The sequence below is a fragment of the Gordonia sp. 852002-51296_SCH5728562-b genome, assembly GCF_001665475.1.
In the GTDB taxonomy this organism is placed as follows: domain Bacteria; phylum Actinomycetota; class Actinomycetes; order Mycobacteriales; family Mycobacteriaceae; genus Gordonia; species Gordonia sputi.
Map to the genome: position 1 here is coordinate 1 of NZ_LZMI01000067.1, position 19,068 is coordinate 19,068.

General features: G+C 66.3%; 19 protein-coding genes. 1 reads left to right on the forward strand and 18 read right to left on the reverse strand.

Annotated elements, in window-relative coordinates:
• Positions 1 to 146: 146 nt before the first annotated feature.
• The 9 genes from A5766_RS12720 to ruvC all read right to left on the reverse strand — a co-directional run bounded on the left by A5766_RS12720 (position 147) and on the right by ruvC (position 10,960).
• Positions 147 to 2,555, reverse strand: coding sequence for a RelA/SpoT family protein (locus A5766_RS12720; RefSeq protein WP_005202624.1), 2,409 nt, complete (start codon positions 2,553 to 2,555; stop codon positions 147 to 149).
• Positions 2,556 to 2,718: 163 nt separating this feature from the next.
• The gene (locus A5766_RS12725; protein WP_156527454.1) at positions 2,719 to 3,312 is read right to left on the reverse strand and encodes an adenine phosphoribosyltransferase; all 594 of its coding nucleotides are present in this window, start codon (positions 3,310 to 3,312) and stop codon (positions 2,719 to 2,721) included.
• A gap of 4 nt (positions 3,313 to 3,316) precedes the next feature.
• Entirely contained in the window at positions 3,317 to 4,996 is a 1,680-nt protein-coding gene (locus A5766_RS12730; RefSeq protein ID WP_197500816.1) for an ABC transporter substrate-binding protein, read from the reverse strand.
• 7 nt (positions 4,997 to 5,003) lie between these two features.
• Positions 5,004 to 6,206 carry a protein translocase subunit SecF gene (secF, locus tag A5766_RS12735; protein ID WP_064904977.1) on the reverse strand — a complete coding sequence of 401 codons (1,203 nt, stop codon included), beginning with the start codon at positions 6,204 to 6,206 and terminating at the stop codon, positions 5,004 to 5,006.
• The gene (secD, locus tag A5766_RS12740; RefSeq protein ID WP_064904978.1) at positions 6,203 to 7,924 is read right to left on the reverse strand and encodes a protein translocase subunit SecD; all 1,722 of its coding nucleotides are present in this window, start codon (positions 7,922 to 7,924) and stop codon (positions 6,203 to 6,205) included. The genes secF and secD overlap by 4 nt, the downstream gene beginning before the upstream one ends.
• 157 nt (positions 7,925 to 8,081) lie before the next feature.
• Positions 8,082 to 8,537 carry a preprotein translocase subunit YajC gene (yajC, locus tag A5766_RS12745; RefSeq protein WP_005202615.1) on the reverse strand — a complete coding sequence of 152 codons (456 nt, stop codon included), beginning with the start codon at positions 8,535 to 8,537 and terminating at the stop codon, positions 8,082 to 8,084.
• 109 nt (positions 8,538 to 8,646) lie between these two features.
• Complete coding sequence (gene ruvB / locus A5766_RS12750; RefSeq protein WP_005202614.1) at positions 8,647 to 9,729, reverse strand: Holliday junction branch migration DNA helicase RuvB; 1,083 nt, start codon at positions 9,727 to 9,729, stop codon at positions 8,647 to 8,649.
• Positions 9,729 to 10,322, reverse strand: coding sequence for a Holliday junction branch migration protein RuvA (gene ruvA / locus A5766_RS12755; protein ID WP_005202613.1), 594 nt, complete (start codon positions 10,320 to 10,322; stop codon positions 9,729 to 9,731). The genes ruvB and ruvA overlap by 1 nt, the downstream gene beginning before the upstream one ends.
• Positions 10,319 to 10,960, reverse strand: a complete 642-nt coding sequence (gene ruvC / locus A5766_RS12760; RefSeq protein WP_005202612.1) for a crossover junction endodeoxyribonuclease RuvC — start codon at positions 10,958 to 10,960, stop codon at positions 10,319 to 10,321. Before ruvC ends, ruvA begins: the two co-directional genes overlap by 4 nt.
• Before the next feature lie 93 nt (positions 10,961 to 11,053).
• Between ruvC and A5766_RS12765 the strand changes: the two genes are divergently transcribed.
• Positions 11,054 to 11,665 (forward strand): hypothetical protein, encoded by a 612-nt coding sequence (locus A5766_RS12765; protein ID WP_064904979.1) that lies wholly within the window; start codon positions 11,054 to 11,056, stop codon positions 11,663 to 11,665.
• A 3-nt stretch (positions 11,666 to 11,668) separates the two neighbouring features.
• On the opposite strand, the gene A5766_RS12770 is transcribed toward A5766_RS12765, so the two are convergent.
• The 9 genes from A5766_RS12770 to A5766_RS12810 all read right to left on the reverse strand — a co-directional run.
• Complete coding sequence (locus tag A5766_RS12770; RefSeq protein ID WP_005206023.1) at positions 11,669 to 12,421, reverse strand: YebC/PmpR family DNA-binding transcriptional regulator; 753 nt, start codon at positions 12,419 to 12,421, stop codon at positions 11,669 to 11,671.
• A 58-nt stretch (positions 12,422 to 12,479) separates the two neighbouring features.
• Complete coding sequence (gene pdxT / locus A5766_RS12775) at positions 12,480 to 13,103, reverse strand: pyridoxal 5'-phosphate synthase glutaminase subunit PdxT (RefSeq protein WP_005206024.1); 624 nt, start codon at positions 13,101 to 13,103, stop codon at positions 12,480 to 12,482.
• Positions 13,100 to 13,954, reverse strand: coding sequence for an acyl-CoA thioesterase (locus A5766_RS12780; protein ID WP_039855647.1), 855 nt, complete (start codon positions 13,952 to 13,954; stop codon positions 13,100 to 13,102). The genes pdxT and A5766_RS12780 overlap by 4 nt, the downstream gene beginning before the upstream one ends.
• 47 nt (positions 13,955 to 14,001) lie before the next feature.
• The gene (locus A5766_RS12785) at positions 14,002 to 14,520 is read right to left on the reverse strand and encodes a helix-turn-helix transcriptional regulator (RefSeq protein WP_005206028.1); all 519 of its coding nucleotides are present in this window, start codon (positions 14,518 to 14,520) and stop codon (positions 14,002 to 14,004) included.
• A 192-nt stretch (positions 14,521 to 14,712) separates the two neighbouring features.
• Positions 14,713 to 15,450, reverse strand: a complete 738-nt coding sequence (locus tag A5766_RS12790; RefSeq protein ID WP_005206031.1) for a hypothetical protein — start codon at positions 15,448 to 15,450, stop codon at positions 14,713 to 14,715.
• Positions 15,451 to 15,472: 22 nt separating this feature from the next.
• Complete coding sequence (locus A5766_RS12795) at positions 15,473 to 16,315, reverse strand: PP2C family protein-serine/threonine phosphatase (protein WP_005206033.1); 843 nt, start codon at positions 16,313 to 16,315, stop codon at positions 15,473 to 15,475.
• Between the two features lie 85 nt (positions 16,316 to 16,400).
• Positions 16,401 to 17,363 carry a pyridoxal 5'-phosphate synthase lyase subunit PdxS gene (pdxS, locus tag A5766_RS12800; RefSeq protein WP_005206034.1) on the reverse strand — a complete coding sequence of 321 codons (963 nt, stop codon included), beginning with the start codon at positions 17,361 to 17,363 and terminating at the stop codon, positions 16,401 to 16,403.
• A 108-nt stretch (positions 17,364 to 17,471) separates the two neighbouring features.
• Positions 17,472 to 17,993, reverse strand: coding sequence for an NUDIX hydrolase (locus tag A5766_RS12805; RefSeq protein WP_039855655.1), 522 nt, complete (start codon positions 17,991 to 17,993; stop codon positions 17,472 to 17,474).
• 143 nt (positions 17,994 to 18,136) lie between these two features.
• The coding region (locus A5766_RS12810) for a glycosyltransferase family 4 protein (RefSeq protein WP_064864610.1) at positions 18,137 to 19,068 on the reverse strand (932 nt) is incomplete at its 5' end.

Consider the following 19,068-nt stretch of genomic DNA (forward strand, 5'->3'; position numbering starts at 1 on the left):
CCCCCGCCCCCCCCCCCCCCCCCCCCCCCCCCCCCCCCCCCCCCCCCCCCCCCCCCCCCCCCCCCCCCCCCCCCCCCGCTTCTCTGTGTCGAGTGTGCGCCCGAGAACGCCCACTGGGCGCCCGAGACCGTTGAGCGGGCGCGCAGCTACGCCGCGGAGGTCACGCGGTAGACGTCGTAGACGCCCTCGACGTTGCGCACGACGTTCAGAACGTGGCCGAGGTGTTTGGGGTCGCCCATCTCGAAGGTGAACTTGCTGACCGCGACGCGGTCGCGGCTCGTGGTCACCGACGCCGAGAGGATGTTCACCTTTTCGTCGGCGAGTACCTTGGTCACGTCCGACAGCAGCCGGTGACGGTCGAGGGCCTCCACCTGGATGGCGACCAGGAACACCGACTCGGCCGACGGCGCCCAGGTCACAGGGATGATTCGTTCGTCCTGGCGGCGCAGTTCACCCGCGTTGGTGCAGTCGGTGCGGTGGACGCTGACACCCCCGCCGCGCGTGATGAAGCCGAGGATGTCGTCGCCGGGAACCGGCGTACAACACTTCGCGAGCTTGATGAGGACGTTGTCGACACCCTCGATGACGACCCCGGCATCGCCGCCTGCCCTGGTCCGCGACGGCATCGTCGACAGTGTCGATCGCTCGGCGATCTCCTCTGCGGCGTCGTCGATGCCACCGAGGGACGAGACGAGCCGATTCACGACGTGCCGTGCGGACACATGGTTCTCGCCGACAGCCGTGTACAGCGCGCTGACGTCGGCGTAGCGCAGTTCCTTGGCGATCGCGGCCATCGACTCGGCGCTCATCAGACGCTGCAGTGGCAATCCGCCTCGTCGAACCTCTTTGGCGATCGCGTCCTTGCCGGTCTCCAGAGCCTCTTCACGACGCTCCTTGGCGAACCACTGGCGGATCTTGGCCTTCGCTCGGGGCGAGACGACGAAGTTCTGCCAGTCCTTGCTCGGCCCGGCGTTGGGAGCCTTCGACGTGAACACCTCGACGACTTCGCCGTTCTCGAGTTCGCGTTCGAGCGCGACGAGTCGGCCGTTGACGCGGGCACCGATACATCGGTGCCCCACCTCGGTGTGCACCGCGTAGGCGAAGTCGACGGGCGTCGAGCCCGCGGGCAGCGTGATCACGTCGCCCTTCGGCGTGAAGACGAAGATCTCCTTGACGGCGAGGTCGTAGCGCAGCGACTCGAGAAACTCGCCGGGGTCGGCGGCTTCTCGTTGCCAATCGAGGAGTTGACGCATCCACGCCATGTCGTCGATCTCGGCCGTATCGGTCTTGCGTCCCTTGCGATCCCGGTAGCCACCCTCCTTGTATCGCCAATGCGCGGCGATACCGAATTCGGCGGTGCGGTGCATGTCGTTGGTGCGGATCTGAATCTCGAGGGGCTTGCCCTCCGGCCCGATGACCGTGGTGTGCAACGACTGGTACACGCCGAACCTCGGCTGAGCGATGTAGTCCTTGAAACGTCCGGCCATCGGCTGCCACAGCGAATGCACGACGCCGACCGCCGCGTAGCAGTCACGCACGTCGTCGCACAGGATGCGCATGCCGACGAGATCGTGGATGTCGTCGAAGTCGCGACCCTTGACGATCATCTTCTGATAGATCGACCAGTAGTGCTTGGGCCTACCCTCGACCGTCGCGGTGATCTTGGCCGACGACAGCGCGTTGTTGATGTCGGCGCGCACACGGGCGAGATAGGTGTCGCGCGAGGGCGCGCGGTCGGCAACGAGCCGCACGATCTCCTCGTAGCGCTTGGGGTGCAGAATCGCGAAAGAGAGGTCTTCGAGTTCCCACTTGACCGTTGCCATGCCGAGCCGATGGGCAAGTGGCGCAATCACTTCCAGCGTTTCACGAGCCTTGCGCGCCTGCTTCTCCGGCGGGAGGAAGCGCATCGTGCGCATGTTGTGGAGGCGGTCGGCGACCTTGATGACGAGAACCCGCGGATCGCGTGCCATCGCGATGATCATCTTGCGGATCGTCTCGGCTTCGGCGGCGCTGCCGAGGGCCACCTTGTCGAGCTTGGTCACGCCGTCGACGAGATGGGCGACCTCGGCACCGAATTCACTCTCGAGCGCCTCGAGGGTGTAGCCGGTGTCCTCGACGGTGTCGTGCAACAGCGCGGCGACGAGCGTGGTGGTGTCCATCCCGAGATCGGCGAGAATCGTCGCGACCGCGAGCGGATGGGTGATGTACGGATCGCCCGACTTCCGGTTCTGACCACGATGGCGTTCGTCGGCGACGTCGTAGGCGTGCTGCAGAAGCGCGATGTCGGCCTTGGGATAGATCTCCCGATGCAGGGTGACCAGGGGTTCGAGCACCGGGCGCACCGAGCTGCGGGTCGCGGTCATCCGACGTGCGAGTCGAGCGCGAACGCGCCGCGACGCCGAGGCATGCGTGGTGTCGGCGGGAGCAGCGGGCTCGGTGGCCCCAGTGCCATCGGGCGCACTCACCGGGGCGGGAGCAGCGGGACGGGCCTGCTCTGCGGGGGCGGTCGGCGTGACCCGCTCACGAGCGACGGCCGCCTCGGTCTCGTTCGCCATGCTGCCTCCTTCTCGTGGTGCGTCTTCTCAGGACGTCAGGCCGCCGTACCGACACGCGGACGTCGACCGATGAGAACTGATCCCGGAAGATTTCAACACCGTATGTGACGAGTCTAATCCGGCGCCGACGCCGGGCGCGGCGTGCGCTGCGGACCGACCGGGCTCAGCGGTCGTCGGTGATCGCGTGCAGGCCCACTTCCGGCCCGAGTTCGGCAGCGATCTTCGCGCGCCCGCCGAGATCGGCGAGCTCCATGATCACCGCGACCCCGACAACCGAGGCACCCGCCAGACCCATGAGTTTCGACGCCGCGACAGCGGTTCCACCCGTTGCGAGGACGTCGTCGACGATCAGCACGCGCCGACCGGTGATGTCGATGCCGCTCGCCGGGATCTCCAGCCGAGCTGTGCCGTACTCGAGGTCGTAGTCGACGCCGTAGACCGGCGGGGGCAGTTTTCCGCCCTTACGGACCGCCAGGATGCCGAGCTCCAGCTCTTGTGCGACGGCACCGCCGACCAAGAAGCCGCGCGCGTCGATTCCCGCCACGAGGTCGACGCCCGAACACCCGTGTGTCAGCGCCGTCACGATCGACGAGAATCCCTCCGTGTCGGCGAGGACCGGGGTCAGATCACGAAAGAGGATGCCCGGCTTCGGAAAGTCGGGAACCGTGCGTTGATGCTCGGCGATCGCCGCCCGGGCCCGGAGGACCGCCTCGCGCGTGACCTCGTCGGAACCGCCGGTCGCGCGCCCGCTGCTCACGCGCTCACTCACCGCTCACCCACCGATCCATGTTCCATCCCGTTCCATTGCGGCCGAGTCCGGCAACCACGTTGTCGACTCGATCATTCCATCGTCGAACCCGCGGAGCAGCGAACAACGGAATCGACGGGACATCCGACCACGCCGCGCCCTCGATCGTCCGGACAAGACTCAAGTGTTCGCTTCCGAGCGCGCCGACGCTGCGGGCGGCGATAGCGTCGGAGACTGCTTGATCGTCAAAGTCGTTGATGTCCAACGGGTCTCCGTCGAACAGCTGATACGCGTCTCGGCTCGGGTCGGCTGCGCCCGCCGCGGCGAACGACGCTCCGTTGACCACCAACACCGCGTCGGCGGTCTTTCCGAGGTCGCTGATACCGAACTGTGGCGACGACACATCGGTGACCGAGATGCCGGCGGCGCGGCAGGAGTCGGCGATCGCTGCGACCATCTGCCGTTGGCGGTCACCTGGCGCGAGGTAGCCGATGCGGACCCGGATGCCCGACTCCTCACCCGCTCCAGCGAGGAGTTCTCGCGACTTGGCGGTGTTCGCACGCAGGTATCCCTGACCGAATTCGCCGTTGATTGCTGCCGCGAGGCGGTCCGCGGGTGCGAGCGTCCGCAGGTTCCACAACTGCGCGCCCTGGCCGAACGTGCGCGTCAGCGCATCCCGGGGTACACAACTGGCGAACGCCCGTCGAACAGCGACGTCGGCGAAGACCCCACGTCGCGAGAGCACCACTTCTTCGACGCCCAGCGCCCGGCCGGGCGCGTCGGGGGCTTGCACCTGCCCCGCGGAGTTCTGGTCGCTGCGTTTGGCGTCGCCGTCTGTCAGGCCTGCAGTCACGTCGGCGACGCTGTACGAGTTGCCGGTGATGAGGCGAGCCGAGTCGGACCTGCCGTGCACGAGAATCCGCGACACCTTGGGCGCGTCTCCCCACCACTTCGGGTTGGGGACGAGCAGCACGCCTGCGTCGGTCACTTCGGAGATCTCGTAGGGACCCGACGACGGTACGTTGTCGGCATCGCCGCCCGCTCGCAGCTCGAACGCCGACGTCCAGGCCTTCGCGATCCTCCGGATCGCTGCGCGGTCGGACGACCTGATCGACGTCAGCACGTCGGCGACGCCTGCGACACGGCCGACCACCTGCGCGGGCATGAGCGTGCCCGCGCCGAACAGGGAGAGCCAGTCACGGTAGTCGCGGCCGCGCTTGAAGGTCACTGTCGCCGACTTGGAGCCCGCCTTGCAGTCGACGGCGTCGATGTCGCGGTACCCGGCGGTGGTCGCGGCCCCGAACTCCGGAAACCGTCCGCTCATCGCCGTCCACGCGAGGACCAGATCGTCGCAGTCCAGGGGCGTGCCGTCGGAGAACGCGGCGTCGGGCGTGAACTGGTAGGTCAGCGTCTGCACCGGACCCGCCTGCACGCTCACGGTGCCGATGTCACGGTCGGGCGTCACCTGACCCGACGCCCCGAGATAACTGAACCCGGGGAGTACTCGGCCGGTCAGCATCAACGCGCCGTCGGCGTTGCCTGCGGCGGTGTTCGCGTTGGCCGTGCTCAGGCGCGCGTCGGTGAGGTAGTCGAGCGTCGGCGGTGGGTCGTCGCCGCACGCGGCGACCACCCCGACCATGACGAGGCCCGCCAACACCATCGCGAGCACTTTCGTGCTGCGCACTGACGTCACGGCGCGCCTATCGGGAACGCCGACGCTTGCCGGTAGGAGCCTGCAGCTCCTCCCCCGCATCCTTTGCAGCGCGAGCACTCCGTGTGCTCGACGCCGTACTCGAGCGACCACGAACCGGCCGGTCTGCCGCGCTGACGTCCTCACCGGCCTCGATCGCGCTGCGACGCGCCAGCACACGCGCGGTGTGCTTCTTGATGTCGGAACGACGTTCCTTGAGCGTGACGAGCAGCGGGGCCGCGAGGAAGATCGACGAGTAGGTACCGACGACCACGCCGACCAACTGGATCAGTGCGAGGTCCTTGAGCGTGCCGACACCGAGCAACCACACGGCGATCACCATCAGCGCGATGATCGGCAGCACAGAGATGACCGTCGTGTTGATCGACCGCATCAGGGTCTGGTTGATCGCGAGGTTGGCCTGCTCGGCGTACGTCCGACGCGTCGTCTGCAAGACCGACCGGGTGTTCTCACCGACCTTGTCGAACACGACGACGGTGTCGTAGATCGAGAAGCCCAGGATGGTGAGCAGACCGATCACCGTTGCCGGAGTGACCTCGAAACCGACGAGCGAATAGATGCCTGCCGTCACGACGATGTCGAACAACAGCGAGGCGAGTGCAGCAACCGACATCTCCCTGTCGAAGCGGATGGCGATGTAGACGAAGACGATCACGAGGAACACCGCAAGCGCGATGAGCATCTTCTCGGTGATCTCTTTGCCCCAGGTCGAACTCACCTCGGAGATGCTCACGTCGCGGTTGGTGAGTTCTGGCCCGAAGCGGTCGGTCAGCGCCTGGGTGAGTGTCGATGCCTGCTGCACCGTCAGCGTCTCGGTACGCACCTGCACGGTCTGCGCAGCACCGGAACCCGCGGTCTGGACCGCTTCCGGTGCGCTGCCCAGCGCCTTGGTCGTGACGTCTTCGACGGATTGACTCGTCACACCCTGGGTGACGGGGATGGAGACCTGTGTTCCGCCTTCGAACTCGATACCGAAGGAGAACCCTCGGATGGCGATAGAAGCGATGCAGATGACGACGATCGCCAGGCTCACCAGGTACCACATGCGCCTGCGTCCGACGATCTCGAATGCACCGGTGCCGGTGTAGAGCCGAGACAGGAACGACCTGTTGGTGTCGGCGACGAAGTCGGCGTCGCTTCCGGCAGACGGAGTCGGCGCCGAGCCGTCGCGTGTGTCGTTGGTGGTTGTCATTTCGACGTTCCTTCTGCGACGGTCTGCTCGTTGTCGGTGCGCTCTGCGGCCGCCCGGTCTGCCCTGCTGGTGCGCTGGCGACGCTGCCGCGCCACCTCACTCACCGCGCCGAGGCCGTTGATGTTCGGCCGCGAGAGGAAGTCGCTCCTGCTGGCCAGCACAACAAGCGGATGGGTGACGAGGAAGACCACGACGACGTCGAGGATGGTTGTGAGACCCAACGTGAACGCGAATCCACGGACCTCACCGATCGCGAGGATGTAGATCACGGCTGCGGCGATGAAGCTGACCGCGTTGCCCGACCAGATGGTCCGGCGGGCGCTGGCCCAGCCACGCGGCACCGCCGATCGGAAACTTCGTCCCTCGCGCATCTCGTCCTTGATGCGTTCGAAGTAGACGACGAACGAGTCGGCCGTCATACCGATACCGATGATCAGACCCGCGATACCCGCGAGGTCGAGCGTGAATCCGATCCATCGGCCGAGCAACACGATGATGCCGTAGACCGCGGCACCGGCGAGGATCAGCGAGAGGATCGTCAGGAAACCGAGCGCGCGGTAGTAGAGGAGGGCGTAGATGAAGACCGCGATCAGACCGATCAGGCCGGCAATCAGACCCGCACGCAACGACTGCAGACCCAGCGTTGCCGAGACCGTCTCGGCGTCGGACGTCTTGAACGAGAGCGGCAGCGAGCCGTACTTCAGCACATTGGCGAGGTCGCTGGCCTCTGTCTCGTTGAACGATCCGGTGATCTGTGTCTTGCCGCCGGAGATCTGCGAATTGATCGTCGCGGCCGACACGACACGGCTGTCGAGGACGAACGCGGTGGTGTTGCCGATGTTCTTGGCGGTGAACTCGCTCCAGGTCTGCGCCGCGTTCGGCTTGAAGTCGAGGTAGACCGTCCACGCACCGGTCTGCTGATCGGATCCCGAGCTCGCAGAACTGATGTCGCGACCGTCGATGATCTGGGGCGCGAGCAGGTAGACCTGCTTGCCGTCCTCCGAGCACGCCACGAGGTACTGATCGGAGATGTCGTTACCGAGAAGTGGATCGTTCGCGCCGGTCGAGCAGTCCATCTTGGCCATGTAGGCCTTGAGCCCGTCGGTGTTGGCGCCTGCGGGAACCTGTCGCAGCTTGCGCTGTTCCTCGATCGCCTTGGCCGCCTGGTCGGCGGGCTGCTCGTCGGTCGGTTTCGCCGCGTCGTCCTTCTTCGGCTGCGGCGTGGCGGCCTGCACCTCGACGACGGGACGTACGAACAGGCGAGCGGTCTGGCCGAGCGTTTTGGCCTGGGCACCGTCTTGACCGGGGACCGTGATGATCAGGTTGCTGCCGTTGACGACGACCTCGGACCCGGAGACGCCGAGGCCGTTGACGCGCTGCTCGATGATCTGCTTGGCCTGATCGAGTTGTTCACGCGTTGGCGGATTGCCCGACTCCGTACGCGCCGTCAACGTAACTCGGGTGCCACCCTGTAGGTCGATGCCGAGCTTCGGCTCCGGTGATCCGCCACCGGTGAAGAAGATGAGCGCGTAGATCGCCGCAAGCAGCACGAAGAACAGTGTCAGCGGGCGCCATGGCGGGATCTCGCGCGCTGGCGACCGCCGCTTCTTCGCTGGCTTTGTGGTCGACGACCCTCGTGTCTTGGTCGACGATCCTCGTGTGTTGGTCGACGCCCGTTTGTTGGTCGACGTCTCTGTCGCCCGGCGAGGGGTGGTCACGTTGTACTCGATCTCCTTCAGCGCGCGTCAGATGGCCGCAGGCCACTGTACTGATAGGCCACACGGCCGCACGCCACTCTACTGATCAGCGCTGACGCGTTCACACACCCCCACCTGGCAGTGTGACGCGCCAGCAGTGCTGCACAGACCAGACGCGTTACTTGTCCGAATCGGAGCTGTTTCCGCCCTGATCCTTACGCAGGTTGATCTCTGTGTCGTCGGCGTCGCGGTCGTCGTCGCCACCCGAGAGGGAGTCGTAGCTCACGGTGCCGTCGATGGTCGAGAACTCGTCACCGTCTGCGGTGAGGGGTGCGCTCGGCGGGACGTAACCGGCGTAGGTCGCCGCGGCATCCTCGGTGGGTACGACCTTCATAATTGCCAGGCGATTCCAGCGCGTGACCACTCCGGTCGCGATCTCGACGTCGATGTAGTCCGCCGACGAGGCGTCGATGATGGTGCCGAACAGGCCCGAGGTGAGCTGGATGCGCGTGCCGGTCTGAATCGAATTCTGCATGTCCTGCTGCTCGGCAGCGCGCTTCTTCTGCTTGCGCATGGAGAAGAACATGAAGCCGGCGAGGAGCACGAGCAGAAGCGGAAAGAGCAGAGATTCCATGAGAGAGCGATCAGTCCTTCGTTGAATGTTGAGGTTGCACGCCGTAGCAGTGCACTCCCTCTAGTGTGCCATGCCGCGAATTCGGACATTTGGCTCACTACCTGGGTGCTCAGAGGTCGTCGAACAGCGATTCACCGTCGACGTCGCGCGGACGAACACCGAATGTCGCGTTCAGCGCACCCGCAGGCGGTGTCAATCCGAGGTGGTGCCACGCCGCGGCCGTCGCCACTCGACCGCGTGGAGTCCGCGCGATCATCCCCGCACGCACGAGAAAGGGTTCGCAGACCTCTTCGACGGTTGCGGGCTCTTCGCCGACGGCAACGGCCAGAGTCGACACACCCACCGGTCCACCGCCGAAAGCCCTGATCAGCGCATTGAGCACGGCGCGGTCGAGCCGGTCGAAGCCGAGTTCGTCGACGTCGTAGACGGCCAGCGCAGCCCGTGCGGTGTCGACAGTGACGGTTCCGTCACCGCGCACCTCCGCATAGTCGCGTACACGCCGCAGCAGCCGATTCGCGATACGCGGTGTCCCGCGTGACCGACTCGCGATCTCCGACGCCGCGTCGCCGCCGAGATCGATGCCGAGAATGCCCGCAGAACGGCGGAGGACTCGCACCAACTCGTCGGTCTCGTAGAACTCCATGTGGGCGGTGAACCCGAATCTGTCGCGCAGCGGGCCGGTCAGCGACCCCGACCGCGTGGTCGCTCCGACGAGCGTGAACGGTGCGACGTCGAGTGGAATCGACGTCGCGCCCGGCCCCTTGCCCACCACGACGTCGACTCGGAAGTCCTCCATGGCGAGATACAGCATCTCCTCTGCGGGGCGGGCGATTCGGTGAATCTCGTCTATGAAGAGCACGTCTCCCTCGACCAGATTCGACAGCATCGCCGCGAGATCGCCTGCCCTCTCGAGCGCCGGACCAGACGTGACCCTGATCGCGGCCCCCATCTCGGCGGCGATGATCATCGCCAACGACGTCTTGCCCAGCCCAGGAGGTCCGGACAACAGGATGTGGTCGGGTGTTCCTCCCCGACCACGCGCTCCGTGCAGAACGAGTTCGAGCTGTTCACACACCCGCGGTTGCCCGATGAAGTCGGCCAGTGAACGCGGACGCAGGCCCGCGTCGAGGTCGCCATCGGACCGCACGGGCGTCGCGTTGACCTCGCGCTCGATCGGCTCGTCGGAACTCATCACGACTTACCCAGCACCGCAAGGGATTTCCGCAAGGCGGCGGACGCGTCGGCATCAGGTGTCTCCGCGAGAATCGCGACGACGGCCTTCTCCGCGGGCGCCGCGGTGAAGCCGAGCCCGATGAGCGCCTCGATAACCTGAGCCCGCACTCCACCGCCGGTGACGCTTACGCCTACCGATCCGTCTACCGCCGGGCGGTCGACCTTGTCACGAAGCTCGACGACGAGCCGCTCGGCGACCCGCTTGCCGATCCCGGGGACGGAGGTGAGCGCTGTGACGTCGGAGTCGGCCAGAGCCCTGCGCAGCGCCTCGGGTTCGAGGACGGCCAGCGTGGCCATCGCGAGCCGCGGCCCGACACCGGTCACGGTCTGCAACAGCGCGAACAACGCTCTGGCGTCGGGCTCGGTGAACCCGTACAGGGTCATCGAGTCCTCGCGCACGATCATCGAGGTGAGCAGCGTCGACTCCTCACCCCGATGCATCCGCGACAACGTCGACGGCGTGGCGAGAACGCGGTATCCGACACCGGCGCAATCGATCACCACATGGTCGAGCGCGACGTCGACAACCGGCCCACGAACAGATGCGATCATGATCCGCTCCTCCCCTGTGCTGCGCTGGCGGCGCGCTCGCGCGCGGTATCGGCGGCGCGCTCGCGCGCGGTATCGGCGGCGCGCTCGCGCGCGGCGGCGATCTTCTCACGATGTCGGACGGCCGCGGCCTCGGCCTGCCGCTGCGCAGCCAGCATCCGCTCGGCCATCGGGCCTCGCCAACAGTGGCAGATCGCGAGAGCCAACGCGTCGGCGGCGTCGGCGGGGCGCGGCTTGGTCTGCATGCCGAGAATGCGGGTGACCATTGCGGTGACCTGCGCTTTGTCGGCACGTCCGCTGCCGGTCACCGCGGCTTTGACCTCAGATGGGGTGTGGAAGCGTACGGGTATCTCGCGCTGACCTGCGGCGAGCGCGATGACGCCACCTGCCTGCGCGGTGCCCATCGCCGTGGAGACCTGGTTCTGGGCGAACACCCGCTCGATCGCGACGACGTCGGGGTGGTGCGTGTCGAGCCAATGAGAGGCCGCGGTGTACACCGCGAGCAGTCGTCGTTCGAGGTCCATGTCGGTCGGTGTGCGGACAACGTCGACGTCGAGCGCAGTCACCTGGCGACCAGCACCCGACTCGACGAGGGCGATACCGCATCGCGTCAGCCCCGGGTCGACGCCCATCACTCGCACACGTACTCCTCGGATTGCAGCGAACAGTTGTTCGAGATATTACCGAGGGGGCCCGACAATGCGGGTGATCGACACGGCGTAAGAGTGGACTCGATGACGCGATTCGAACCGTTTACTCCGCAGGGCCTGGCGGAGCTGTGCATCGACCGCTGCGCCGACCTTCCCGGCATCGCCGTCGTCGGAGTCGACGGCGCGCCCGCCGCCACGCCAGAGATACTCGCCTCCGAGATCGTCGACGGTCTGCGAGCGCGCGGCCGAGCGGCGGCCGTTGTCCACACGTCGGACTATCTGCGCCCGGCATCGCTGCGGCTGGAGTACGGCAGATCCGATCCCGAGTCATACCGGGAGAACTGGTTCGACTTCGCCGCGATCGGCCGGGAGGTGATCGACGCCGTCCAGACGCATCGACGATGGCTGCCACGGTTATGGGACCCGGTGCGCGACAGATCATTTCGCGACGAACACCAGTACGCCACCGACTCCCAGATCATCGTCGTCGCAGGCCCGATGCTGCGCACACACGGACTCGACCTCGACCTAGTGATCCACCTGGCCATGTCGGAGGGCGCTCTGCGACGCCGGACGCCCGACGCCGAGCAGTGGACCATCCGACCCCTGCTCGACGACGATGCGCACGCTCCGACCGCCGACCTCGAGGTGCGCTACGACCACCCGGACCGACCGGCGCTCGCCCGAACGAACTGAAACTCAGGCGTCGAGTTCCGCGAGGACCTCGTCGCTGACGTCGACGTTGCTGTACACGTCCTGGACGTCGTCACAGTCTTCGAGCGCGTCGATCAGCTTGAAGACCTTTCGGGCGCCCTCGGCGTCGACCGGCACCTCGACGGAGGCACGAAAGTCGGCCTCGGCGGAGTCGTAGTCGATACCGGCGTCGACCAGTGCGGTGCGCACAGCGACGAGGTCGGTCGGCTCGCTGACCACCTCGAACGAGTCGCCGAGATCGTTGACTTCCTCAGCGCCGGCATCGAGGACCGCCATCAGGATGTCGTCCTCGGACTGTCCGTTCTTCTCCAGCGTCACCACACCTCGGCGGGTGAAGAGGTAGGCCACCGAACCCGGGTCGGCCATGTTGCCGCCGTTACGCGTCATCGCGGTGCGGACCTCGCCGGCAGCGCGATTGCGGTTGTCGGTCAGGCACTCGATGAGGATCGCGACGCCGTTCGGTCCGTAACCCTCATACGTGATGGTCTGCCAGTCGGCGCCACCGGCTTCTTCGCCACCGCCGCGCTTGCGTGCGCGCTCGATGTTGTCGTTGGGTACCGAGCTCTTCTTCGCCTTCTGGATCGCGTCGTACAGCGTCGGATTACCGGCGGGGTCACTACCCCCGGTACGTGCCGCGACCTCGATGTTCTTGATCAACTTGGCGAACATCTTGCCGCGCTTGGCGTCGATGACCGCCTTCTTGTGCTTGGTGGTCGCCCATTTGGAATGGCCGCTCATACGCTGTTCCGATCCTTTCGCGTGCCCGCGGCGTCGTTGCCACGCACGGTGTCGTTCGTCATTCGATCTTAGCGGCGACCATCCCGACGAAGTATTCGTGCACTCGTCGATCGCCTGTCACCTCCGGATGAAACGACGTCGCGAGGACGTCACCCTGACGTACCGCGACGATCCGACCCTCCGCGGGACCCTCGGTCACTCGGGCCAGAACCTCCACGCGCTCGCCTGCCCGCTCGACCCAGGGCGCGCGGATGAAGACCGCACGCATCGGGTGACCGTCGGTGATGCCGTCGACCTCCAGATCGGTCTCGAACGATTCCACCTGCCGTCCGAACGCGTTGCGTCGCACCGTGATGTCGAGCGCGTCGAGATGCCGGGCATCGGGCCGTGTGTCGAGGATCTCCGAGGCGAGCATGATCATTCCCGCACACGAACCGTAGGCAGGCATGCCATCGCGGAGGCGCGCGCGCAGCGGTTCGTAGAGGTCGAACACGCCCAGGAGTCTGCTCATCGTCGTCGACTCCCCGCCCGGGATGATCAATCCGTCGACGGCGTCGAGTTCTTCGCGACGACGCACACTGATCGGCGTCGCTCCCGCAGCGGCGACGGCGGCGAGATGTTCGCGCACATCACCCTGCAGTGCGAGGACTCCGACACGTGGCGATCCGGTGTCCGCGGTCACCTGTCGTGCCGTGCGTGCTGGTCGGCGGGCATCTGGCGGCCGGTGCGGCTCAGACCCTCTTGTGTGACCGCAGCGACGAGCCGACCGTCGCGATCGAAGATGCGGCCCTGGGTCAGCGCGCGGCCACCCCCGGCCGACGGCGAGCTCTGGTCGTAGAGCAGCCATTCGTCGGCACGGAACGGTCGCATGAACCACATGGCGTGGTCGAGCGAGGCCGCCTGCGGTTCGATACCGGGGTGCGGCACCTTCGACGATCCGAGCAACGTCATGTCACTCATGTAGGCCAGCGTGCACACGTGGATGGTCTGATCGTCGGGCAGTCGGTGTCGGTACCGGAACCAGACTCGTTGCTGCGCAGCGAAATACGGATTCGTCACCATGTCCTCGCGCGGCACCACACGAAGGTCGAAGTTCTGCCATTCCTTGAGCACCGACGAATCGTCGTCGGACAGGGTTTCGGCCCTGTCGGGCAACGACTCGGGGTCGGGCGCAGGCGGCATACGGTCCTGGTGCTCGATTCCCTCGTCGCCGTGCACATGGAACGAAGCCGACATCGTGAAGATCGCCTCGCCGTTCTGGATTCCGGTGACTCTGCGGGTGCAGAACGACCGTCCGTCGCGGATGCGGTCGACGAGGAAGACTGCCGGAATATCGGGATTGCCGGGCCGGAGGAAGTATCCGTGCAGTGAATGCACCGTGTAGCTGTCGTCAACCGTGCGGGTGGCCGAGACGAGCGCCTGACCCGCGACCTGGCCGCCGAACGTGCGCTGCAGAAAGCTCTCGAACGCGCCGCCGCGGTAGATGTCCTTCTCGATCCGCTCGACCTGGAGGATCTCTTCGATGTCTGCCACCTGGACAGTATCCCGCATGATGACACCGCGGCAGACACACAGCCCGGTCAGAGCTCGTCGAGCTCGACGATCCCGTCCTGGACCGCGCGCGCGACGAGGCCCGCCTTGGTCGGGGCAGGACGGCCGATCTCGGCGTACTTGGCCCGAATACGTGTGAGGTGTGTGTTCACAGTGCCGAGCGAAATGTACAGCGCCGCAGCGGTTGCGGGCTTCGTGTCGACCATCAGCCACGTCCGCAGCACCTCGATCTCCCGCGGCGTCAGCTGCGGCTTCGGCGGTGCTTGTCGGCTGCGCGGGTGCTCGTCGGTCGTCGCCGCCTCCCCCACGTTCGCATCGAGCTGCGGCAACAGGTGCATGTGTCGTTCGCCCCGGCCACCGGCCACAGTCGCGCCCTGCCGAGGTCCTTCGCCGACAGCGACGGCCGCTGGAGGCCCGGGCAACGGCATCCGACGCGCGGCGAGGCGGGCCAACGCCTCCTGACGACGTGCCACCGACTCGGCACGACGTCGTGCGGCGTAGGCGTCGAGTTGCACAGCGGGAATGCGGGGTGCGGTAGGTGCGGTCATGTCAGCATCTCCTCGGTCATCGCTTGTGCCGTATCGGTCTACGCCGTCTCGGCTCGGTCATTCGCGGTACTTCGCACCGCGTGCAGATGACGTTATGAGTGCTCAGGTCGCCCGTCGATGGGGAGAACTCCCCTGGGCATGGGGAGAACTCCCCATGCTGCATCGTCGCAGTTCAGAGCTAATGAATTGAACTCAATCGGCGGCGTTGCGCGCGGCCTCTTCGTCGATGAGGGGTAAATCGCCGCGCGTGACGATGCGCGAGGCCACCGCGTACTCGACGAGCTTCGCCCGGCGATTGCTCGCGAGCTTTCCGCCGCCTGCTCGCATTCCGCTGACTCCGAGCTGGTCAAGCTTGTCGCACACGTTGTCGAGCTTGCGGTTGAATTTCGTCAGCGACCAGCCCAGTCTCCCCGCGGCCTGCGCCGACGAGGGGATCGCACTGGCCCCCGTGCCGTCACGACGCAGGATCTCCTCCGCCAAGACGACGATCAGCAGCTTCTGACTCTCGGTCAGCATCGGGACGCCCTGCGTGATCATCCCGCCGACCACCTCGGGCGCGGTCACCGCGTCGACGTGCGGGCTCACCGTGTGGACGTCCACCTCGTAGGTGGTCGGCCCTGCCGTGAACACGATCGTGGTGTGGCCGAAGACCAGCGGCATCCGGGCGCCCGGTCCGAGCACCGCCGAGAATCCGACGTCGCCCGCAGACACGCTGGCCGAGAGATGCGCGCCCTGATTACTCAACCACCACAAGCCATTGACGTTGTGCAGCAACAAGAATCGACGGTGCAGATAGGGATTGTCGTCGACGGACAGATCCGCCTCACGCCCGATCCAGAACCGACGACCCGCCAGAATCCCGAACCGCTCGCCGCAATAGTCGACGAACGCACGCTCGGCCTGCGTCTGCGGAACCTGCCCGGACGTCATCGGCGAGCGCACCTCGACGCTGTCATGTGGGCGTGTCCTCCGACGTCTCGACGCTCTCCCCGCCGACCTCGCCCGACTCCTCGTCGCTGCGCACCGACACCACCACGACGGTCACGTTGTCGTGCGCGCCGACGAACAGCGCGGCGTCGACAAGGCTTGCCGCGGCATCCTCTGCGGAATCGGAACCCGCGAGAATCTCGGCGATCTCGGCGTCGGGCAGCTCGCCGGTCAATCCGTCGGAGCAGATGAGCAGGACATCGCCGGGTAGTGCCGGGGTGGAAAAGTAGTCGGCGTCCGGCTCGGACATACCCGCACCGAGCGCCCTGGTGATGACGTTGCGGCGCGGGTCGATTCGAGCCTGCTCGGCGGTGATCACACCGGCGTCGACGAACTCCTGAACCTGTGAATGGTCGCGTGTGAGCAGCTGCAGCGTGCCGTTCTGGAACCGGTACGTCCGCGAATCGCCGATGTTGAGGATCAGCCAGTGGAGGACGTCGTCGTCGGTGACGAGCACCGCGCCGGTCACAGTGGTCCCCGCTCGTCGGTCGGAGAAGCCATCGATACCACCGATGCGCTGCTGCGCGTCGACGAGCAGTCGGTCGAGTACGTCTCGGGTATCGGCGAGTTCGGCACCAGGCTCGACCTCCGCCAGCGTCAGGAGCGCCGCCTCACTGGCCAGCTCGCCACTCTCGTGCCCGCCCATGCCATCTGCGAGCAGATACCGTCCGGGCAACACGAGAGCGGCGTCTTCGTTGGCGTCGCGGACACGTCCGACGTCGCTGTACACCGACCAGTCGAGTCGCAGATCTCCGACGATGTCGCTGCCGGTCAGCGACGAATCACGGACGATGCTCACCGAGTCCATGGTCAGCAGATCCTACCGGCGGGCTCGCCACCCGCGGGTGACGTACCCACTGTCGGCGCGAACGTGTCCATGTCGTCGATGTCGCCTACCAGCCGCGCTCGGCAAGACGATGCGGTGCCGGGATGTCGTCGACGTTGATGCCGACCATCGCCTCGCCGAGTCCGCGCGAGACCTTCGCGAGCACATCCGGGTCGTCGTAGAACGTCGTTGCCTGCACGATCGCCGCCGCCCGCTGCGCGGGGTTACCCGACTTGAAGATGCCGGAACCGACGAACACGCCCTCAGCGCCGAGCTGCATCATCATCGCGGCGTCTGCAGGAGTGGCGATGCCGCCGGCGGTGAACAAGGTCACCGGCAGTTTGCCCGCGTTGGCGACCTCGACGACGAGATCGTACGGAGCCTGCAATTCCTTTGCCGCGACGTACAATTCGTCCTTCGGCAGCGAGGTGAGGCGTCGGATCTCATCGCGGATCTTGCGCATGTGGGTCGTCGCGTTCGAGACGTCGCCGGTGCCGGCCTCACCCTTGGAGCGGATCATCGCAGCACCTTCGGTGATGCGTCGAAGCGCCTCGCCGAGGTTGGTGGCACCACACACGAACGGCACCGTGAACGCGAACTTGTCGATGTGATTGGCGTAGTCGGCGGGCGTCAGGACCTCCGACTCGTCGATGTAGTCGACGCCGAGACTCTGCAGGATCTGCGCCTCGACGAAGTGTCCGATACGTGCCTTGGCCATCACCGGGATGCTGACCGTGTTGATGATCCCGTCGATCATGTCGGGGTCGCTCATGCGCGACACGCCACCCTGTGCACGGATGTCGGCGGGTACCCGCTCGAGCGCCATGACCGCGACAGCCCCCGCGTCCTCGGCGATCTTCGCCTGCTCGGGCGTCACGACGTCCATGATCACGCCGCCCTTGAGCATCTCGGCCATTCCGCGCTTGACACGGGCAGTGCCGTGTCCTGCCTGCGAGTCAGCAGCGGCGTGTCCGTTGACCGACGAGGTTGCGTCGGTCGCGGGCTGCTCCCCTGATTCGAATCGACTCACTGTAAGTCTCCTGATTTCGCGTTCACGGCCCATCGGCGATCCACTGGGCTCCTGGCATTACAGGATAGGCGACCCCGAATTGTGTCCTGGCCGCAGGTTCGCCGCACGTCAGGACGATTCGTCGTCGGGTGCCACCCGCTCGGAGATCTCGAAGTACGCGGGCGGTGCTGCCGTGCCTCCGAGCTTGAGCCAGCGCACAGGTCTGCGGGTTGCCAGCGCGCGCGTGTCGCGAACGGCGTCGTTGTAGAAGCGTCGTGCCATCATCACGCGGGTCTCGGCATCGGCGAGTTCGATCGACAGTGACGCCGGACGTACGCCGTTGTCGGTACGGGCGAGCGCCGCGGATACGTCGTTCTCCGCGTCCTCGCGCTGATCCGGCGTCGCGCGTTCGGCACGGTCGGCGACCGCGGTCAGTAAGGCCGCGGCCTTTCTGCCTCGGTCGTCGGTCGACGTCTCCATCCACGCCGCGATGGCCCGCGCGACGACGCTGCGTCGCTCGAGCGTGGACTCCAGCGACCGACGCGCAAGGTCGACACGAACGTTCAGCCGGTCGAGGCGATTGGCGGTCTTGTAGGCCCACGCCGCGGCCACGACCACGAGAACCACCACGACGAACACGATCGACGCCACGGTGCCCGAGACCGTGATCCCAGAGAACCGCACGGCGTCGGCAAGACTCGATGCCACTGAAAGTTGTTGGTGCGCCGCACCGTTCATGCTGTACCCACTCTGTCAGGGTCCACTCTTTCTGGGCCCACTCTTTCTGGGTCCACTCAGTCCGACACCACGACGGGTCCGGCGTCGACGGTGACCGTCTCGTATACGCGCAGGATCTGGTCGGCCACACGCGACCAGTCGTACTTCGCGGCTCTCGCCCGACCCGCTTCGACGAGGTCGGCGCGGGCGTCGTCGTCGGAGAGGAGTGCTGTCACAGCGTCGGCGAGCTCATCAGCAGCACCGACAGCAACCAGCTTTCCGGCACGGCCGTCGTCGAGAACGCGTCGGAAGGCGTCGAGTTTGCTCGCGACCACCGCTGCGCCCGCCGCCATGGCCTCCACCAGAACAATGCCGAAACTCTCGCCACCGAGATTGGGTGCCACGTACACGTCGGCCGACGCCAGCGCCCGCGCCTTGGTCTCGTCGTCGGCCTGACCGAGCAGTACGAGGTGGTCGGCGAGATCTCCTGCTCGACGCCTCAACGCACGCTCGTTGCCTCCGCCGACCACCAGGATCCGGACGTCGGGAAAACTCTCGACGATCGTCGGCAATGCACGCATCAGAATGTCGATGCCCTTGCGTGGCTCGTCGAAGCGACCGAGGAACAGCACCGACCGGCCGGGGTGCGGGTAGCCGGGCAGTGGAGGTGAGTCGGCGAAACCCGCACAGTTGATTCCGTTCGGGATCTCGACCGCGTCGGAACCCAGCGACTCCATCTGCCAGCGACGCGCGAGCTCCGACACGGCGATCTTCCCTGCGATCCGCTCGTGGTACGGGCGCAGGATTCCCTGAAATGTCTTCAACCACAACGACTTCGACGTCGAGGTGTGAAACGTCGTGACTATCGGCCCCAACGCGACCATCAACGCCAGCATCGACAGACTCGGCGAATTGGGTTCGTGGACGTGCAAGACGTCGAACTCGTTGTCGGCGATCCAGCGGCGAAGCGTCAGGTAGCCGTGTGGGCTGAAGCAGACGCGAGACACCG